Below are 18,365 nucleotides of genomic sequence, written 5' to 3' on the forward strand. Positions count from 1 at the left end.
GCCCCCTCCAGCAGAGTTACAAAACCTGATCAACGCAGTCAGTACCGGCCGACCACTCAGCCACCACCTCCCACTCCCGCCTTAACAAACCACCGTTAGCCACGGACGGTTAGTTGCTGCTGGATGGTCTGGGCGTCGAGCAGGTACCACATGTTCTCGAAGCGGCCGTCGCGGAAGTGGTAGAAGGCGTATTCGGTGAAGGTGACGCTCCGGCCGGTGGGCTCCAGTCCGAGCCACTGCTTGACCGGGGTGCCGGTGTCGGTGAGCCGGGCCGCCACCCGGTCGCCCTCGATGATGAGGTCGTCGAGGCGCCAGACGAAGTTGTCCACGGCGTCCATGTGCTGCCGCATCGTGGCGACGTAGTCGTCCCGTGAGACCGGCTCCCCGTTGAAGACGAGGGTGTCGTGGGCGAACTCGGCCATCCGGTGGAATTGCCGGGCGTTGATGGCCTCGATGTAGTCGAGGTACAGCTTGCGCAGGTCCGGAGTGCTCATGGTCTTTCCTTGCTGTTCGTTGGTCAGAGGGACTTCAGGAGGGCGACGCGGCGGGCGTAGACCGGGGCGTGCACGGAGATGCCGGGTGCGAAGTGGTCCCAGCCGTGGCTCAGGCCGGGCAGGACGTGCAGTTCGGCGCTGACGTCGGCCGACCAGAGCCGCTGGGCGTAGGCGACGGTCTCGTCCCGGAAGGCGTCGAGCTCGCCGACTTCGAGGTAGGCCGGAGGCAGGCCGGTGTGGTCCTCCAGGCGGGCCGGGACGATCGTGGCGGGCGCGTCGTCGGTGTGGGCGTCGCCGAGCACGAGCTGCCAGGCGGTGTTCTTGAGGGTGTACAGGTCGGCGGAGAAGGCGTGCAGGTGCGGGTCGAGTGGGGTGTCGCTGTTGTCGAGCATGGGGTAGACGAGGATCTGCCGGGCCAGGACGACGCCGTCCTGGCGGGCGCGGATCGCCGTGGCCGCCGCCAGGGTGGCGCCGGCGCTCTCGCCCATCACCGCGATCCGGGCCGCATCCACGCCCAGCTCGTGCGCGTGCTCGATCAGCCAGGTCAGCCCCGTGTACACGTCGTCGGCGAGGGTCGAGCCGGCCACCTCCGGGGCCAGCCGGTACTCCACCGACAAGAACGGCACACCGGCGGCGGCGACGTACTGGGCGATGAACGGGGCGAAGTGCGCCACCTCGCCGGCGACCAGACCGCCCCCGTGAGCGTGAACGACGGCCGCGGTCGGACCGGCGACGCCGGACGGGGTGAACCAGTGCAGATCGATCTGCGCGCCGTCCCGCGTGGCCGCGCTGAACACCTGATGCCCGACCTCGGGCCGGTCGAGACCGGAGGTCAGGGCCGGATAGACAGCAGCAACGCTGTCCCGCCAGGTCTTCCAGTCACCGGGCGCCAAAGGCTCGGGCGGCGTGTCACCGGCACTGGCGGCGAACACCGCGGCCAGCTCGGGGTCGAGGGAAAAAGACATGGTGCATGCTCCGGGATTGTCGTTCTTCGTGGTCAACGACGACGCTACGATCTAGACCTCGGTCTAGGTCAAGAAAGGGAGCGGGGATGAGTGACGAGAGCCTCACCATCGGCGAGGTCAGCGAGCGCACCGGACTGGGTATCCACACCCTGCGCTACTACGAGAGACAAGGACTGCTGCTGGGCTCGGTGGGACGCAGCAGCGGCGGGCAGCGCCGCTACTCCGCCTTCGACGTCGAATGGCTCCAGCTCTGCAACCGCTTCCGTGCCTGCGGCATGCCGCTGAGCGACATTCGGCGCTACGCCGAGCTGGTCGCCGCCGGCCCGGGCAACGAACAGCAACGCCTTGAACTCCTGCGCACCCATGAAATCCGCGTGCGGGCCGAACTGGCCCAGATGACGGAGAACCTCGCGGTGATCGAGGCCAAGGCCCGCCTGTACGCCGAGCACGTCGAATCAGGCACCGCAGGCACACTGTGGACCGGCCAGACACCGACCTGCCTCGCCTTGGAGGCCATGGCAAACCGTGACAGCTAGCGCTGCTCCTCGGATCTTCCGACGGGGGTGGGGTGTTGAGTCCAGGCTGGTTGCATGGGACGCGGAGACCTGACGAATGCGGAGTGGGATCGGTTGGAGTCGTTCCTGCCTCGAGGCGGTACGCGTGGGGGCCGATGGAGTGATCACCGGCGGGTCATCAACGGAGTGTTGTACCGGGTGCGGACGGGGGTGCAGTGGCGGGATCTGCCGGAGCGGTTCGGGCCGTGGGAGACCGTCTACAAGCGCCATCGCCGCTGGTCGGCGGACGGAACGTGGAAGATGCTGCTGTCGAAGGTGCAGGCCGCCGAGGACGCCGCGGACCGGATCGACTGGGACGTGTCGGTGGACTCCACCGCAGTGCGAGCACACCAGCATGCCGCCGGCGCGAGGAAAGCACCGCCCGCCGCGGTGCCTCAAAGGGGGGCCGACCGGGGGACGAACCAGGTCGATCCGGTCCTACGGAGACTGGCCGTCCGGCTGGCGGAGGTGGTCAGCTCGGCGAGCGCCTGGGGCGCTCCCGCGGCGGCCTCACCACCAAGATCCACCTTGTCGCCGACGGACGATGCCGGCCGCTGGCCCTCATCCTGACCCCCGGACACTACGGTGACGGTCCCCAGTTCGAGCGCGTACTGACACAGGTGTCCGTCCCCCGCACCGGAGCGGGACGGCCCCGCACGAGACCTGACCACGTCCTGGCCGATAAGGCCTACACGTCCCGCAGAAACCGCCGCTACCTGCGACGACGCGGCATTTCACACACCATCCCCGAACGACGCGACCAGCGCAGACACCGCTATAACCGCGGTTCCCGTGGCGGTCGGCCCACCGGGTTCGACAGCGAACGCTACAAGAAACGCAACACCGTCGAGCGTGCCATCAACCGTCTGAAAGGCTTCCGCGGCGTCGCCACACGCTACGAGAAACGCGCCTACATCTACCTCGGCACCGTCACCCTCGCTGCCCTCACGATCTGGCTCCGCACGTGATCCAAGAAACAGTGCCTAGTGCTCCTTGGGGCGTGCGATGAGGCCATGGCCGGTTTTGTCTCGGCGCTGGTGCGGGCTCGGAGGAATATCATCATCGGCGGTGGCACCAACGTCGGGAAGACCACCGTGGTGAGGGCCTTCGCCTCGCAGATCCCGCCGACCGAACGGCTGATCACCATCGAGGACACTTTCGAGCTCGGCCTCAACACCGATACGGCCGCTCATCCCAACGTAGTGGCCATGCAGGCCCGGGAACCCAACCTTGAGGTGAAGGGTGCCAATATTCCGATCAGGCAGCTGAGCTGGGCCTTTCCTGTGGACGGTGAGGCAGTCGGGGTGACGTGGTGTGGTACTCGTTGATCAGTCCGCCAAGTACTTGGCGGCGCCTGACCGTGGCAGCAGGCAGGAGGATGACGTTTGGGTCGTCGTCAGGTGCTCGTAGGCCGAGGCCGCGGTGAGCCCGTCCCGCGTTGTAGTGCTTGGCGTACGTGGTGAGGGGTTCGGCGAACGCGTTGGACCACGGGCTCTGCGGCGGAGTCGGTATGACGGCTGTGCCGTTGCCCGCGAAGACGGCGTCGAACGCGGCGGTGAACTTGCTGTCCCGGTCCCGGATGAGGAACCGGAAGCACCCAGCCCTCTCCTCGAGATCCATGAGCAGGTTGCGGGCGAGTTGGGCGACCCAAGCACCGGTCGGGTGGGTTGTGACGCCTGCTGAGATGCTCGCTGCGGTGCGGGCGGCAGGCCGGAGCGGCGCAGAACGCGCCGGATCGTGGCGGCGGCGACCCGATGGCCAAGCCGTCGCAGCTCACCTTGGATCCTGACGTATCCCCAGGTCGGGTTCTCTCGCGCCAGGCGCCAGCGCACCAGACGGCGGTGCCAGGCCAACAGCGTGCCCGGAGTGATCAGCCGATGGCGACGTACGACAGGTGGCAGGTGCCTGGCGAGACCGGGGTGGAGAGCACGGCACGATCAGCCCATGAAAGCCGCGGCCGCTCTACCTGCAGACGAAGCACAGCGACCTCATGCCGAAGCACAAGGATCTCGGCGTCACTGATCATGCCCACACCTGGGCGAGCGCAAAGCTCCAGGTCAACCACCGTATGCCAATAAAGACACCCTTCACGCTCAACCAGGCGGAGAGACCTGCAACACCTTCCCGGTGTGGCCTTGCGCGTGGGGTGGCCGGCACTGAAGCCACGTTGGGCAAGTTTTCAGCATTTCAGGCGCTAATAGGTGACATGAGAGGATAAATGGGTCGCAGATCATTCCGAGAAGGTATGTATGAGACAGAAGCCACCTGGGGCGAGTAGTTCCGGCGGTGGACCGGTGACGGCGCACCGTAACGAGGTGATGGCCGCGGCACTGCGGCGGCTTCACTCGCGCCTGCGAGCGAGTACGAGCACGGTCTACCTCTTGACGGGCGACGGTCGGGAATTGGCCGCCGCTGTGACAATGGACAGCCCCTTGGGGTTCACCGTGTCACCAAGAATGCCCGTAGATGACCGTTGGCGGTCCTCAGCGAGGGCACACCGCACAGGTGAGCGGGTACTCATGCGCGAGGCGGACATACAGAAGATGATCAGTGATGATCCGGCGCTGGTCCTGTACGTACCATTCCCCATGTTCGTGGCCTCCGCTCCGCTCCGTACACCGGAGCACAGATTCGGCTCCATAACCCTGCGCTGGGTTCCTCCGCGCCTGATCGACGCGGAAGCGTTGCAGTATCTGACAACGGTCTCGGACGCTCTGGCGCTCGACCTGCAGATGCTCAGCGAACAGGGCGTCACGATGGAGGCGCCCTTCGTGCCGCTGTTCGTCTCCGTGAACGAACCGCCTCCCCAGAAGGTGGCAGCGCCGGCGGCGGACGCACGGGACGACTGGCAGGCGGCGGTCGGCTCCTCGGCCACAGCCAGTACGTTCATCTACCAGTTGCTCGAACTCGCCTCCGAGCTGACCGCCGCGGTGCGCCCGCGTGATGTCGTTTCGACCGCATGGACCCAAGTGGCGCAGCCCTTGGGCGGTCGGGCGGTGATGCTGTGCCTGGTGGAAAGCGCGCGGCTGCACGTTGTTGGGTCGGCCGGCTTTCCCAAAGAAGCCGTGCGCCACGTGAACGGACTTCCGCTGTCCCGGCACACGCCGGAAGCCGACGCGGTGGTGAAGATCGCCCCGATGTTCTTCGAATCGGCTGAGGATCTTCGCGCCTCATACCCTGGCCTCGAACGGATCGAGGAGGGACAGTCTTGGGCCTTTCTGCCGCTGATCGCGGATGGACGGGCCGTTGGATGCTGCGTCCTGGTTTTCGACCAGCCCCGCAGGCTGCGATTCGAGGAACGCGCACTCCTCATGATCATGCTGGGGCAGATGGGCCAGTCCCTGGAAAAGACCCGGGCGTTCGAGCTCGAGCACGCCCTGGCGCAAGGTCTCCAGCAGGGGCTGCTGCCGCGGAGCCTGCCCCATCTGGCCGAGGTCGACATCACCGCACGCTATCTGCCGACGACCGCGGGGCCCGACGTGGGAGGCGACTGGTACGACGTCGTCCCGCTGCCCGGCCGGGGCGTCGGATTCGTCATCGGGGATGTCGAGGGCCACAGCCTTCGGGCAGCTGGAACCATGGGCCAGATCCGTACCGCGGTGCGGTCCTACGCGGCCGAGGGGCACGATCCGTCCATTGTGCTGAGCCGCAGCAACCGCCTGATCGCCGATCTGGACACCGACCTGTTCGCCACCTGCTGCTGCTTGTGGCTGGACTTGGACACGGGCGGCGCCGTGGTGGCCAGCGCGGGTCACCACCCTCCCGTCATGGGTGGTCGGAGCGGCATGACAGCGGTCCCCGACCTGCTCGCCGGCCCGCCGCTAGGGGTCGATCCTGGAGCGGTCTACCCTCAGACGGAGATCGAACTGTCACCAGGCGAAATGATCGCGCTGTACACCGATGGTCTGCTCGACGCCCGGCACGTGGGCGCCGACGCCGCCGCCGAGCAACTTTCCCACCGCCTGGCCGAAGGCAGCGCGCAGAACCTGGAGGTGGTGGCCGACCAGCTCATCGGCGTCTCTCGTCCTCAGGCGCTGCGCGAAGACGATGCCGCGCTGCTGCTCCTGCGCTACGAAGGAACGCAGGAGCACCCTCACCGACGCGTGGCCCGCACCTTCGCACAGCGCCACGACCTGCAACAGGTGGGATACATACGCGACACCCTGCGTAACCTGCTACGTGCCTGGGATCTCGACACACTCGCCGACGACCTGGAGCTTCTCACTTCTGAGGTTGTTACCAACGCCTTGATCCACGCCCACAGTGAGGTGGATGTCAGGTTCCGGGAGTACCCGGACCGCCTGCGCGTGGAGGTGCGGGACAGCGACCCTCATCCGCCCGTCCCCGTCGTCTTCGTCGGCCCTGACGAACCGGGTAACCAGGAGGCGGAGTCCGGGCGCGGGCTGCTCATCGTCGATGCCCTGGCCTCCGCCTGGGGAAGCTCGCCGGCCGGTCGCGGAAAGACCACTTGGTTCGAACTCAAGATTCCTCCGGCACTGTGAGACCGCTGGTGGCGGTCGCCGCTCGCTCACCCGGCCACGACGACGGCCAGGCGTCGGCTGCCGCCGGACGCGGGCCATACGGGCGCACCGCAGGCGGCATACGCCATGCCGTGCCGTCCGGATTCTCGCCGCACAGAGAACGCCCCGACCGGCTGACCTGATGGCTGAAGCCCAACACCTCGGCGTACGGCACCTGTCCTCTGGTGGGCACCGGCCGATCAGGCGTTCCGCGTCCAGGAGCCGAGAGCCATGAGCGTTTTGGTCCCGGTTACCTGACCGGCGCGACGAAGGCTGTCGATGACCTGCTGGAGATGCTCGATGTCGCGGACGCGGACGTGTACCAGGGCGTCCGGATCCCCGGCGATGGTGAAGACGGCTTGGACCTCGGGGACCTTGTAGGCGGTGCGGACAATCTCCCCAACCGGCGTGGTTCCGGTGTAGGACAGCTCCACGAACGCCTCGATGCCCCAGCCGAGCTTGGTGTGGTCGACCTGCACGGTGAAGCCGGTGATCACGCCACTCTCCCGAAGCCGGTCCACACGGCGTTTGACCGCGGCCACCGACAGTCCCACGTCGGTCGCCATGTCCGAGAAGGTGCGCCGCCCGTCTTCGTGGAGCATGCGCAGCAGCTGGCGGTCGATGTCGTCGATCTCTGTCATCCGTACCTCCATCACACCCAGCGGTTGACAATAAAATGGATCTGCCAGCGCCATATGGTCAAGTTCTTTGCTTCTGGCCCGCGATTTCTCGCAAGTTACTTGTGTCGCGCAGGGGGATGTTGTTGTCCTTGGCGCCCGGACCCATGACCTCGAGGAGGCGCGCATGAGCACCGATCCTGCCGCGGTATCGCTTGACGACAAGTACACGGCCCGCAGCGGCCGGGTACTGATCTCAGGAATCCAGGCCCTGGTGCGACTGACCCTCGAACAGCGCCGTTTCGACGAGGCACGTGGCCTGAACACCCGTGCGTTCGTGACCGGCTACCAGGGCTCGCCGCTGGGCGGGGTCGATATGGAGATGGCCAGGGCACGCCGCTTCCTGGACCCCGGCGGCGTGGTGTTCCGGCCAGGTCTGAACGAAGAGCTGGCCGCGACCGCGGTAGCCGGGACACAGGTACTGGGGCAGGTCCCCGGACGTCGTCACGACGGGGTCACCGGGTTCTGGTACGGCAAGAACCCCGGACTGGACCGGGCGTCCGACGCGATCCGGCACTCCACTGTGGCCGGCACCGCGGCGCTGGGCGGAGCGGTGGCCTGGATCGGCGACGACCCAGGAGCCAAGTCCTCGACGGTGCCCAGTTCGTGCGAGCCGATGTGCCAGAGCCTGGCCATGCCCCTGCTCACACCCGGCACCGTGGCGGAGATCATCGAGCTCGGGCTGCATGCCGTGGCCCTGTCCCGCGCCACCGGCCTGTGGACCGGCCTGAAGATCGTCGCGGACATCGCGGACGCCACCGCGGTCGTCGACCTCGACGCGTTGCGGCTGGACGTCCCCGCACCCCCCGACAGCCCTCGCGGGGCACCCCCCACCCTCGTCGGTCCCGCCTCGCTGGACGCCGAGCACGACATGCTCACCCGCCGCCTGGATCTGGCACGTGACTACGCCCGTCAGACGAAACTGAACCACGTCGTCTTCAGCGCCCGGCAAGCGACCTTGGGCGTGGTGGCCTCCGGAACCTCCTACGCCGTGGTGCAACGTGCCCTCGCCGACCTCGGTATCGACGAGTCCGCCATGGAGGACCTGGGCATCCGTCTGATCCGCCTGGCGATGCCGTTCCCCCTGTCAGCGGAGGAACTGGTGGCCATGACCGCCGGCCTCGACCAGGTTCTCGTCGTCGAGGACAAGGTGCCCTTCCTCGAAGGCCACCTCAAGGAAGCCCTCTACGGCACGACCGGCGCGCCCACCGTGGTGGGCCGCCGCGGTGAGAACGGCCGCCCGCTGCTGACCGCCCGCGGCACGGTGGGCGCCGAAGACGTGGCCAAGGCGCTGGCCACGCGGATCGGGCCCGACCGTCTGCCGCACACCGCTTCCGTTCAGCTGGCTGCCCTGAAGCCGCCGGCCCCGGCCCGCATCGCGGTGCCTACCGTTTCGGCGCGCACACCGTACTTCTGCTCGGGATGTCCGCACAGCGCCTCCACCCGTGCCGACGACGACACTCTCGTCGGGGTGGGCATCGGCTGCCACATCATGATCGCGTTGGACGGCGCGGGTCGCGGCAACCAGATCGGGCTGACCCAGATGGGAGGGGAGGGTGCTCAGTGGATCGGGCTCGCTCCCTTCACCGAGGACCGGCACTTCGTGCAGAACCTTGGTGACGGCACCTTCCACCACTCCGGGTCGCTCGCCATTCGCGCGGCGGTGGCCGCGGGCGTCACGATGACCTACAAGCTGCTCTACAACGACGCCGTCGCCATGACCGGGGGCCAGCGCCCCGAAGGGCGCCTTGACGTGCCGGCCCTGACCCGCTGGCTCGCCTTGGAGGGCGTACGGAAGGTCGTCGTGACCACCGCCGAGCCGGCCGGCTACCGCGGTATTCGCCTCGACCCGATCGCCACGGTGCGACACCGCGACGACCTGCCCGAAGCGGAGAAGGTACTGGCCGCCGTCGAGGGCGTGACCGTGCTCATCCATGACGATCGGTGCGCCGCGGAGGAGCGCCGGCTGCGCAAGCGCGGTCAGCTGCCCACCCCCGCCGAGAAGGTGGTCATCAACCAGCGGGTCTGTGAGGGCTGCGGTGACTGCGGCGACGTGTCCACCTGTCTGTCGGTGCAGCCCGTCGCCACCGAGTTCGGCCGCAAGACCCAGATCCACCGGGCCTCCTGCAACTCGGACTTCAGCTGTCTGAAGGGCGACTGTCCCTCCTTCCTCCTCGTGGAGCCGAAGGACAAGCGGTCTTCCCGGCCCCTTCCCGGACTGCCCGTGGAACTGACCGCGCCCGGCTCCGTCCTGTCCGGGAACAGCACCCTTCTGCGCATGCCCGGGATCGGCGGCACCGGCGTCGTGACAGTGTCACAGATCCTGCAGATGGCGGCCCATCTCGACGGCCGCTACGCCGCCGGACTGGAGCAGACTGGACTCGCGCAGAAGGGCGGCCCCGTCCTCAGCGACGTGCGGATCTCCTCGGCCCCTGTGACTGGAGCCCTGCGGGCCTCCCACGCGACCGCGGATGTGGTCATCGGCTTCGACCTGCTCGGGGCGGCCGCCGACTCCACCCTGCGGGTGGCCCGCCCCGGTCACACCATCGCCATCATCAACACCGCCATCGTGCCCACCGCCGCGATGGTCACCAACCGGGTCGTCATGCCCGGCTCCCCGGACGACGCACTGGAGCGGATCGAATCGGTCAGCCGCTCCAAGAAGAACCTGTACCTCGATGCCCAGGGCCTGGCCGAATCGCTGTTCGGCGACCACATGCCGACCAACATGCTGCTCATCGGCGCCGCCTATCAGCACGGCTGCGTTCCCCTGACGGATCAGTCCATCGAAGCCGCGATCCGCCTCAACGGCGCTGCCGTGGACAAGAACCTCGCCGCCTTCCGCTGGGGGCGGGCAGCGGTCATCGACCCCGAGGCCGTGCGGCGTGCCATCGCCGCGCCCGCCCGGGAGATTCTCGACATCACCCCCGCGGCACGGACCATCGCGGACGCCGCCGCGCCCTCCGGGAGCCTGAGAGACGTCATAGCACTGCGCAGCGCCGACTTGATCGCCTACCAGAACGAGGCGTACGCGCGGCAATACGCCGAGGAGGTACGGCAGGTGGCCACCGTGGCCGGACAGCGGGTCGGCGACGAGGCCGGCGAGCGCATCGCGATCGCCTACGCCCAGGGACTCCACAAACTCATGGCGTACAAGGACGAGTACGAGGTGGCCCGGCTGCACCTGGACGCCGTGGAGCAGGCCAAGATCGAGGACGAGTTCGGTGCCGGCGCCGCCGTCTCCGTCATGCTGCACCCACCGGTGCTCCGCGCCCTGGGCATGAAACGCAAGATCCGCCTCCGGCGCACCGCGCCCGCCGCCTTCCGGACGCTCTACGCCCTGCGAGGACTGCGCGGAACCCGGATGGACCTCTTCGGATATGCGAAGGTCCGCCGCCTGGAGCGCACGCTGATCGCGGAGTACTCGCATCTGGTCCGAGCCGCTCTCGCGCACCTGACATCGGACAACGCCGCCAAGGTCGAGGACCTGGTTCGGCTCACCGACACCATCCGCGGCTACGAGGACATCAAGCTGGCAGCCATCGCCGACTTCCGCGAGAAGGCACGCGAGGCCCTTGCCGGGCTGGCCGAACCGACCTCGGTGTCCGCCTGACCCTCTCGCTCCCTTCCACTGCCCACAGCCAGGAGCCTTCGTCATGCCTGTCGACCGTCTGCTGCCCACGCGGGAGGCCGAGGACCTGCTCGACCTCGTCCGCGACATCGCCGACAAGGAACTCGCACCCCGTGTCGATGAACACGAGCGCGCCGGGACCTACCCCGATGGCCTGTTCGGCCTTCTGGGGCAGGCCGGGCTGCTCGGCCTGCCCTACCCGGAGGAGTTCGGCGGCGGTAACCAGCCCTACGAGGTCTACCTCCAGGTCCTCGAGGAGCTGGCAGCACGCTGGGTCGCCGTCGCCGTAGCCGCCAGCGTTCATAGCCTCGCCGCCTTCCCTCTCCTGAGCGCCGGCACCACCGCTCAGTGCCAGCGCTGGGCGGAGGGCATCCTCAGCGGTTCCCTCATCGGCGGCTACAGCCTCTCCGAACCACAGGCCGGCTCCGATGCTGCGGCACTGACCTGCCGCGCCGACAAGGGCCCGGACGGCTACCGGATCAACGGCGCCAAAGCCTGGATCACCCATGGCGGCAAGGCGGATTTCTACGCCCTGTTCGCCCGTACCGGTCCGGGCAGCGACGGTATCTCCTGCTTCTTCGCGCCCGGACAGGCCGACGGCCTCACCTTCGGCCGCCCCGAGGAGAAGATGGGCCTGCACGCCATCCCCACCACGGCGGCCTTCTGGGACGGCGCCCTCCTCGCCCCGGACCGGCTCATCGGCCGCGAAGGCCAGGGACTCAAGATCGCCTTCAGTGCCCTGGACTCGGGAAGACTGGGCATCGCCGCCTGCGCCACCGGGCTGGCCCAGGCCGCCCTGGACGCCGCGGTCGCCTATGCCCACGAACGCACCGCCTTCGGCCGCAAAATCATCGATCACCAGGGCCTCGGCTTCCTTCTGGCCGACATGGCCGCAGCGGTCGACTCCGCACGCGCCACCTACCTGGACGCCGCCCGCCGCCGGGACCGAGGGCGCCCGCACAGTCGCCAAGCCAGCGTCGCCAAGCTGATCGCGACCGACGCCGCCATGAAGGTCACCACGGACGCCGTCCAGGTCTTCGGCGGCTACGGCTACACCCGCGACTACCCCGTCGAGCGCTACATGCGCGAAGCCAAGATCATGCAGATCTTCGAAGGAACCAACCAGATCCAGCGGCTGGTCATCTGCCGCCGGCTGGCCCGCTGACCGCCACCTGGGAGACCCTCATGCAGATCAACGGTAGTGCCGCCCTGGTGACCGGTGCCGCCTCCGGCCTGGGCGCCGCCACGGCAGCCCTCCTCGCCCAACAGGGCGCTCGCGTCTACGGGCTGGACCTCGAAGCCGCCCTCCAGAACATGGGTACGCCGCCGTCCAACGTGACGCTCCTGCCCACCGACGTCACCCGTGAAGAGCCGGTTCAAGCGGCCCTGGACCGCATCCGCGCCGACGGCGTCCCGCTCCGCCTGGCCGTCAACTGTGCGGGCATCGCCCCTTCCGCCCGCGTCCTCGGACGCCGCGGCCCGCACAGCCTCGAGCTGTTCCAGACCGTTGTCGACGTCAATCTCGTCGGTACGTTCAACGTCCTGCGGCTGGCGGCGGCAGCCATCGCCGAAGCCGAACCGGACGAGAACGGCCAGCGCGGCCTGATCGTCAGTACCGCCTCCATCGCCGCTTTCGAGGGGCAGGTGGGGCAGGCCGCGTACACCGCGTCCAAGGCCGGTGTCGTCGGCCTCACCCTCGTCGCCGCCCGCGATCTGGCCGATCACGGCATTCGGGTGATGACCATCGCCCCCGGCATCGTCGACACCCCTATGATGGCCGGCTTCTCCGACGAGGTCCGAACCAACCTCGCGGGCGGTGTGCCCTTCCCGAAACGCCTGGCGGACCCCGCCGAGTACGCCCGCCTGGTGGCCATTCTCGCCGAGCACGATTACCTCAACGGCGAAACCGTCCGGATGGACGGGGCCCTGCGCATGGCCCCTCGCTGACCGCCACACCCCATCCGCGCCGGGCCGGCGTCGCGGATCCCGCACGCCGGGGCTCGGCGGCGGGCAGGATCCAGCCCCGACAACGGCTCATGGCCAGCCGTTGCGACTCCAAGGACAGTCCCGTGACATCTCGCATCACCTTCGAGCAGCATCCACACCCCTCACCACGGCCCTCGGCCGACCGCGACGCGGTCCTGGCGGCCCCCGGATTCGGCCGTCACTTCACCGACCACATGGTCACCATCGACTGGAGCACCGAGCACGGCTGGCACAACGCCCGCGTCGAGCCCTACGCACCGTTCGCCATGGACCCGGCCAACATGACGCTCCACTACGGGCAGGCGATCTTCGAGGGGCTCAAGGCGTACGCCCAGCCGGACAGAACGGCCGCCCTCTTCCGTCCGGAGGCCAACGCCCGGCGCTTCCAGCGCAGCGCCCGCCGACTGGCCATGCCGGAACTCCCGGTCGAGACCTTCATCGAAGCCTGTGAGCTGTTGGTGCGGCATGACGAGGCATGGGTGCCCCATGGCGCCGAGCAGGCCCTGTACCTGCGGCCTTTCATGTTCGCCGCCGAGAACACGCTGGGTGTGAGACCGGCCGCCGCCTACCGTTTCATGGTCATCGCCACCCCAGCGGGCGCCTACTTCTCCGGCGGCGTCAACCCGGTGTCCGTGTGGGTGTCCGAGCAGTACGTACGCGCTGCCCCGGGCGGAACCGGTGCGGCCAAGTGCGCCGGGAACTACGCCGCTTCCCTGATTGCCCAGGCCGAGGCGGCCGACCACGGCTGCGACCAGGTCGTATGGCTCGACGCACGGGAGCGCCGGTGGATCGAGGAAGTCGGAGTGATGAATCTGTGCTTCGTCTACGGCAGCGGAGGCGACGCCACCATCGTCACACCACAGCTCACGGACACCCTCCTGGCCGGCGTCACCCGCGACTCACTCCTCACGATCGCCGACGAGCTCGGCTATCGGACATGTGAAACCCGCATCAGCCTTCAGGACTGGCAGAGCGGCTGCGCGAACGGTTCGATCAGCGAGGTCTTCGCATGCGGCACGGCGGCCGTCATCACTCCGGTCGGGCAGGCCAAAACCTCGGGGGCCGGCTGGACGGTCGGCGATGGCCGGCCCGGCCCCGTTTCCCTGCGGCTGCGCGATGCCCTGCTGCGCCGCCAGACGGGCCTGGAGGCCGACCTCCACGGCTGGCTGCACCCTTGCGTCTGAACGGCCGGGACACACGCCGGCCGCACCGGTGAGAGCGACGGGCAAGGAGCGACGCCTTCGGCATGGCAGAGCGTAACGGGGTGGCTGGGGACGGGGTGGCTGGGGCGTGTGCGTTGATCGGCGCACACGCCAGCCCCTCCCCTCAGGTCGCCGAGGCGGCGGAATCGGCCGCTTCGGCGATCTGCCGAGGAGTGGTGCCCAGCCACCAACTGGGACACGCGGTGCCATCCGTGGTACGGCCGTCGTCGTGGACGTAGTGCCGCACATCCCGGCCCGGCGTGCTCAGCTCGCCCGCGAGTGCCCTCTCCAGCCATTCGGCGCCGAACCGGAAGACCTCCGCGGCGGTGCCTCCCAGCGGGTGGAACTCGTTCTCGTAGACCCGCATCTCCTTGGGCGCCCGGACCCGCTCGTAGGTGGCAAGCGCCTGCTCGAGCTGAGTGAGCTCGTCGAACTCGCCGATCCCCATGAACACCGGACAGGTGATGTCGGCGACGAGATCGCCCAGCGGCATGCGCCGCGCCAGCTCGGCGTCGAAGAGGTCTTCGTCGGCGTAACCAGCCATGTACATGTAATTGCTCTTGAAGGTCGGCTGAGCCCTGCCGAAGATCGTCTCGAAGTCGCCCGTCACACCCTCGAACCCGGCCATGGCCGCCAGTCGGGAGTCGGTGGCCGCCGCGCGCAAGCCCCAGTAACCGCTCATGCTGATCCCGAACATGCCGATGCGCTGGGCATCGACCTCCGGCAGGTCGGACAGGAAGTCGAGATAGCGGCTGATCGCACGCTCGTAGTTGGTCAGGTCCACGGTCAGACCGCTGGCGCGTGACTCGCCCTGGCCCGGACCCTCGATCGAGAGGGCGACGATGCCGTGGGAGGTGTAGTAGCGCTCGGCGGCGTAGATGTAGTCCTCCTTGATCATGTCCATACCGGGACCGAGGAGGACGGCCGGGGCGTCGCGGACCTCCCCCGCCGGCAGGTGCAACAGGGCGTAGATCTTCTTGCCCTCGAAGTCCAGAACCACCCGGCGCACCCGATCGTCACGGAGCGCCCCGAGCCGGGCCACGCAGTGGTTGCAGCGCTCACGGAAGGCCATCTTGCGGGGGTCGTCCGCATCGAAGATCGAGTACTGGGCACGTCCCCACATCACCGCAGCCCGCACGTAGAGGTCCGCGGCCGTCCGCGCATAACCCCCGACCTCGTGGTGCGCGGCCCGTTCCTCGGCCTGCGCGGCGACGGTCGCCCACGCCTTGGGCAGCATCGCGCCGCTCTTGACCTGGGCGAAGACCTTGTCGAAGTCGGTGTGGTCGTGCCCCAGCTGCTCCATGGTGCCCTTAGCGGCAGGGTGCAGGGCGTCGAAGCCACCTTGAGCGAGCGCGATGTCCAGTGCCCAGCTTTGGCCCGCGGAACGCACAGTCATGGCAAGTCCTTTCGTTCACGACTCAGGAAGCCATCGCTAAGTACTTATTTAATAAGTACTAATGCTAACCTCCTGTCAGGTCAACCCACCACTCCCGCCCCAGAGAGGCCGTGTCGCCGGTGCCCGAAGCCCGCACCCCCGCCCACGAACGCCGCGCACCCCTGGACGCCCTCACCCGGGCCGCCTACAGCCTCAGCGCCGCCGACGCCCGGCTGCGAGGGAGAGCGACAAGGACCCCCGGGGCGCTATCACTCACCCACGCCAGGGCCCTGCGAGTTCTGGCCGAGGAAGGCCCGCTCCCGGTCAAGCGACTCGCCGAACGCGCCGAGACCACCGGAGCGGCGGCCACACAGCTGGTCAACGGCCTGGTGCGGGCCGGCCACGTCACGCGCGAACGCCCCGATAACGACCGCCGATCCGTCCTCGTGACCCTCACCCCGGCCGGACTGCGGCGCCACCGCGAACGCGAGCAGGTTCTCGGGCGCGCCCTCGACGAAGCGCTCCAGCACCTCGACGACCAGGCCCTGCGCGCGGCCACCGAGGTACTACGGCGCCTCGCCGTCATCTACGACGGCCTGTGAAACGCCCATGCGGCCCGGCCGCCGGGAAGACGCGAAAACAAGTTCATATCTTTCCCGCGAAGAAACCTTGACGTCGCCGCACACCGACTGCCAGTCTCCAAATGGTATCCAATCTGTGAACTTGCGGATCCAACTTGGGCTCGGTGTGGCTTCCCTCGGCCTCGCCGCTTCCAGCCGAGAGGCATCTGCGAGCAAGCGAAAACGGAGGTGCCTCATGACGGAGGCCAACACCCGGTACACCGACGCGCCGGGCGACACACTTCTGTTCGAGAACGACCGTGTGCGGGTGTGGTCGATGACACTCGCTCCCGGTCAGCCCGACGAGCCCCCCTTCCACCAGCATCACCACGACCACGTCATCATCTGGCCCGTCTCCGGTCGATCTCAGGGGCAGGAACTCGGCCATGACGAGTGGGGGATCGTACAGAACGCTGAGCCCGGCTTCGTTCTCTACCGGACCGTCGGCCAGAACGGACCAATCAACCCCCACCGGATCCGCAACGTCGGTGAAGAGGGCAACACCCACTACGTCATCGAGCTGCTCGAGAAGTCGCCGAGCGCGGAGCCGGAGCCGTGGGTCTCCAACGACCGGGGCGAATTCATCACTGACGGCGACACCGCCTGAGCGCTCGACGCTTCCCCAAGCCTCACGGGCCGGCGGTCGTTCCCCCTCCCCGAGCCGGCCCGTGAGTACCTTCCGATGCTGCGGCATCATCCACCAGAAACCGGGCTGAGGACGCCGCTCACCCCTGCCCGGTTCCCCCGTCGCGCGGCTGCACACGCTGTCTCCGACGCACCACAAGGCCCGGTGCATTCCCCCAGGAGGAACCATGACCGTGCAGCGTCAATCCACGACTGCGAGACCCCCGGAACAGACATCACTCCGCCGTGGCTCCATCGGCGCCTTCGGCATGGTCTTCATGGTTATCGCCGCAACGGCACCGTTGACCGCGATGGCCTCCAACCTCTCCCTGAGCCTGGGCCTCGGCGTAGGCCGTGGCACGGTCGCACTTCTGCTCGTCGTCGGGGCCCTCATGGCCCTCTTCGCCGTGGGGTACGTGGTCCTGACCCGGCATGTCACCAACGCCGGCGCCTACTTCGCCTTCATAGGCTACGGGCTCGGCAAGACGGCCGGTGCCGCGTCGGCCTTCGTCGCCGGCCTCGTCTACAACCTGGCGACCGGCGGCATGATCGCGGCGACCGGCTACTTCGCGGGGCTGGCCGTCGAGTCCTGCACCGGTTTCACGGCCGCCTGGTACGTCTACGGCGCGATCGCGCTGTTGATCACCTTCGTCCTCGGCATACGCGGCGTGGAAATCGCCCAGCGCGTCACGACCGTGGTATCACTGGCCCAGTTCGCCGTCATCCTGGTGCTCGGTGTAGTGATCTTGTTGGAGCGTCCGCACGGCTGGTCCATGGAGGTCCTTTCCCCTCAGGAGGCCATCCACGGCAACGTGGCCCTCACACTGGTGTTCTGCATCCTCTCCTTCACCGGCTTCGAGGCAGCGGCCATCTACGGTGAAGAGGCTCGGGCCGCCCGCCGCAGTATCAAGGTGGCGACCTACAGCGCTCTGGCCATCCTGGTCGCCATCTTCACCCTCTCCACCTGGTCCATCACCGCCGCCTTCGCCGATGTGGAGGCAACGGCGGCCGGCGATCCGGGGGCCCTCATCTTCACGGCCGCCGACCGCTACCTCGGCAACTGGTCGGGGTCATCGCTCAGCGCCCTGGTCGCCTGTAGTTTCCTGGCCTCGGCCGTGTCCTTCCACAACATGTCCACCCGCTATCTGTTCGCCCTCGGACGCTCCCGGCTGCTGCCCAGTTCCCTGGCGCGCGTCCACTCCCGCCACGGCACCCCCTACCTCGGGTCCTACGTACAGATAGTCCTCTCCGTCGTCCTGCTGGTCCCCTTCGTCCTCACCCACGCCGACCCCCTCATCAATCTCTTCCCAGCCGTCTCGGGCATCACCTCCCTCTCCTTGCTGGCCCTCATGGCAGGCTGCTGCATGAGCGTGATGGCGGCGCGGCTGCGGGGCAAGCTGGCCGAGAGCCGCTGGGAGACTCTGGTCGCACCCGGTCTGGCGGGTGCCGGACTGCTCACCACGATGTGGATCGTCGTGGACAACTACGAGGCGGTCACCGGCAGCGACGCCCTGATCATCGCTCTCATGCCGCTCATCCCCATCGCCGCAGCCGTCTACGGTGCCTTCGCTTCGTCCAGGAACCAGGCCATGATCCTCGACGCCGGCCTCGCCAAGTAAGCCCGACCACCACCTCCCGCGGGGCGCGCCGCGCCCCGCGGTCTTCTCCCCTCAGCCACACCACACGCCTGCCTGAAAAAGCGAATCCGTACTCGGAT

The 18,365-nt window shown here is 68.1% G+C and carries 15 protein-coding genes; 11 read left to right on the plus strand and 4 right to left on the minus strand.

What is annotated here, in order from left to right:
* Window positions 1-95: 95 nt before the first annotated feature.
* Together J2Z30_RS47590 and J2Z30_RS47595 are read right to left on the minus strand one after the other, a co-directional pair.
* Entirely contained in the window at window positions 96-494 is a 399-nt protein-coding gene (locus J2Z30_RS47590; RefSeq protein ID WP_044566523.1) for an ester cyclase, read from the minus strand.
* Between the two features lie 23 nt (window positions 495-517).
* Window positions 518-1,459 (minus strand): alpha/beta hydrolase fold domain-containing protein, encoded by a 942-nt coding sequence (locus J2Z30_RS47595; protein ID WP_044566521.1) that lies wholly within the window; start codon window positions 1,457-1,459, stop codon window positions 518-520.
* 86 nt (window positions 1,460-1,545) lie between these two features.
* On the opposite strand from J2Z30_RS47595, the gene J2Z30_RS47600 reads away from it, so the two are divergent.
* The 4 genes from J2Z30_RS47600 (at window position 1,546) to J2Z30_RS47615 (ending at window position 6,515) form a co-directional block, all read left to right on the plus strand.
* Entirely contained in the window at window positions 1,546-1,995 is a 450-nt protein-coding gene (locus J2Z30_RS47600; protein ID WP_044566520.1) for a MerR family transcriptional regulator, read from the plus strand.
* A gap of 54 nt (window positions 1,996-2,049) precedes the next feature.
* Window positions 2,050-2,981, plus strand: a protein-coding gene (locus tag J2Z30_RS47605) for an IS5 family transposase (RefSeq protein ID WP_372453422.1) whose coding sequence is annotated in 2 segments (ribosomal slippage) — window positions 2,050-2,494 and window positions 2,494-2,981 — 933 coding nt in all. Because the reading frame shifts where the segments join, the coding sequence is not laid out codon by codon here.
* An 18-nt stretch (window positions 2,982-2,999) separates the two neighbouring features.
* Window positions 3,000-3,341, plus strand: a complete 342-nt coding sequence (locus J2Z30_RS47610) for an ATPase, T2SS/T4P/T4SS family (protein WP_308280281.1) — start codon at window positions 3,000-3,002, stop codon at window positions 3,339-3,341.
* A gap of 1,191 nt (window positions 3,342-4,532) precedes the next feature.
* Window positions 4,533-6,515, plus strand: coding sequence for an ATP-binding SpoIIE family protein phosphatase (locus J2Z30_RS47615; protein ID WP_052701092.1), 1,983 nt, complete (start codon window positions 4,533-4,535; stop codon window positions 6,513-6,515).
* 218 nt (window positions 6,516-6,733) lie between these two features.
* On the opposite strand, the gene J2Z30_RS47620 is transcribed toward J2Z30_RS47615, so the two are convergent.
* Complete coding sequence (locus tag J2Z30_RS47620; protein WP_044566515.1) at window positions 6,734-7,174, minus strand: Lrp/AsnC family transcriptional regulator; 441 nt, start codon at window positions 7,172-7,174, stop codon at window positions 6,734-6,736.
* 163 nt (window positions 7,175-7,337) lie between these two features.
* Here J2Z30_RS47620 and J2Z30_RS47625 point away from each other — a divergent pair, with 163 nt between their 5' ends.
* From J2Z30_RS47625 to J2Z30_RS47640, 4 genes are all read left to right on the plus strand, one after another.
* Window positions 7,338-10,823 carry an indolepyruvate ferredoxin oxidoreductase family protein gene (locus J2Z30_RS47625; protein ID WP_044566514.1) on the plus strand — a complete coding sequence of 1,162 codons (3,486 nt, stop codon included), beginning with the start codon at window positions 7,338-7,340 and terminating at the stop codon, window positions 10,821-10,823.
* Window positions 10,824-10,866: 43 nt separating this feature from the next.
* Entirely contained in the window at window positions 10,867-12,006 is a 1,140-nt protein-coding gene (locus J2Z30_RS47630) for an acyl-CoA dehydrogenase family protein (RefSeq protein WP_044566512.1), read from the plus strand.
* Between the two features lie 20 nt (window positions 12,007-12,026).
* A complete protein-coding gene (locus J2Z30_RS47635) occupies window positions 12,027-12,788 on the plus strand; it encodes an SDR family NAD(P)-dependent oxidoreductase (protein WP_044566509.1) in 762 nt (253 codons plus the stop codon).
* An 89-nt stretch (window positions 12,789-12,877) separates the two neighbouring features.
* The gene (locus tag J2Z30_RS47640) at window positions 12,878-14,011 is read left to right on the plus strand and encodes a branched-chain amino acid aminotransferase (protein WP_078956367.1); all 1,134 of its coding nucleotides are present in this window, start codon (window positions 12,878-12,880) and stop codon (window positions 14,009-14,011) included.
* Between the two features lie 142 nt (window positions 14,012-14,153).
* On the opposite strand, the gene J2Z30_RS47645 is transcribed toward J2Z30_RS47640, so the two are convergent.
* The gene (locus tag J2Z30_RS47645) at window positions 14,154-15,425 is read right to left on the minus strand and encodes an alpha/beta hydrolase (protein ID WP_044566506.1); all 1,272 of its coding nucleotides are present in this window, start codon (window positions 15,423-15,425) and stop codon (window positions 14,154-14,156) included.
* A gap of 119 nt (window positions 15,426-15,544) precedes the next feature.
* Between J2Z30_RS47645 and J2Z30_RS47650 the strand changes: the two genes are divergently transcribed.
* The 3 genes from J2Z30_RS47650 (at window position 15,545) to J2Z30_RS47660 (ending at window position 18,267) form a co-directional block, all read left to right on the plus strand.
* Complete coding sequence (locus tag J2Z30_RS47650; RefSeq protein WP_044580635.1) at window positions 15,545-16,006, plus strand: MarR family winged helix-turn-helix transcriptional regulator; 462 nt, start codon at window positions 15,545-15,547, stop codon at window positions 16,004-16,006.
* Window positions 16,007-16,220: 214 nt separating this feature from the next.
* Window positions 16,221-16,631, plus strand: coding sequence for a cupin domain-containing protein (locus tag J2Z30_RS47655; protein WP_044566505.1), 411 nt, complete (start codon window positions 16,221-16,223; stop codon window positions 16,629-16,631).
* 205 nt (window positions 16,632-16,836) lie between these two features.
* Window positions 16,837-18,267 carry an APC family permease gene (locus J2Z30_RS47660; protein ID WP_044566504.1) on the plus strand — a complete coding sequence of 477 codons (1,431 nt, stop codon included), beginning with the start codon at window positions 16,837-16,839 and terminating at the stop codon, window positions 18,265-18,267.
* The last annotated feature ends 98 nt before the right edge of the window (window positions 18,268-18,365 follow it).

The organism is Streptomyces iranensis (assembly GCF_017874715.1).
GTDB lineage: Bacteria > Actinomycetota > Actinomycetes > Streptomycetales > Streptomycetaceae > Streptomyces > Streptomyces iranensis.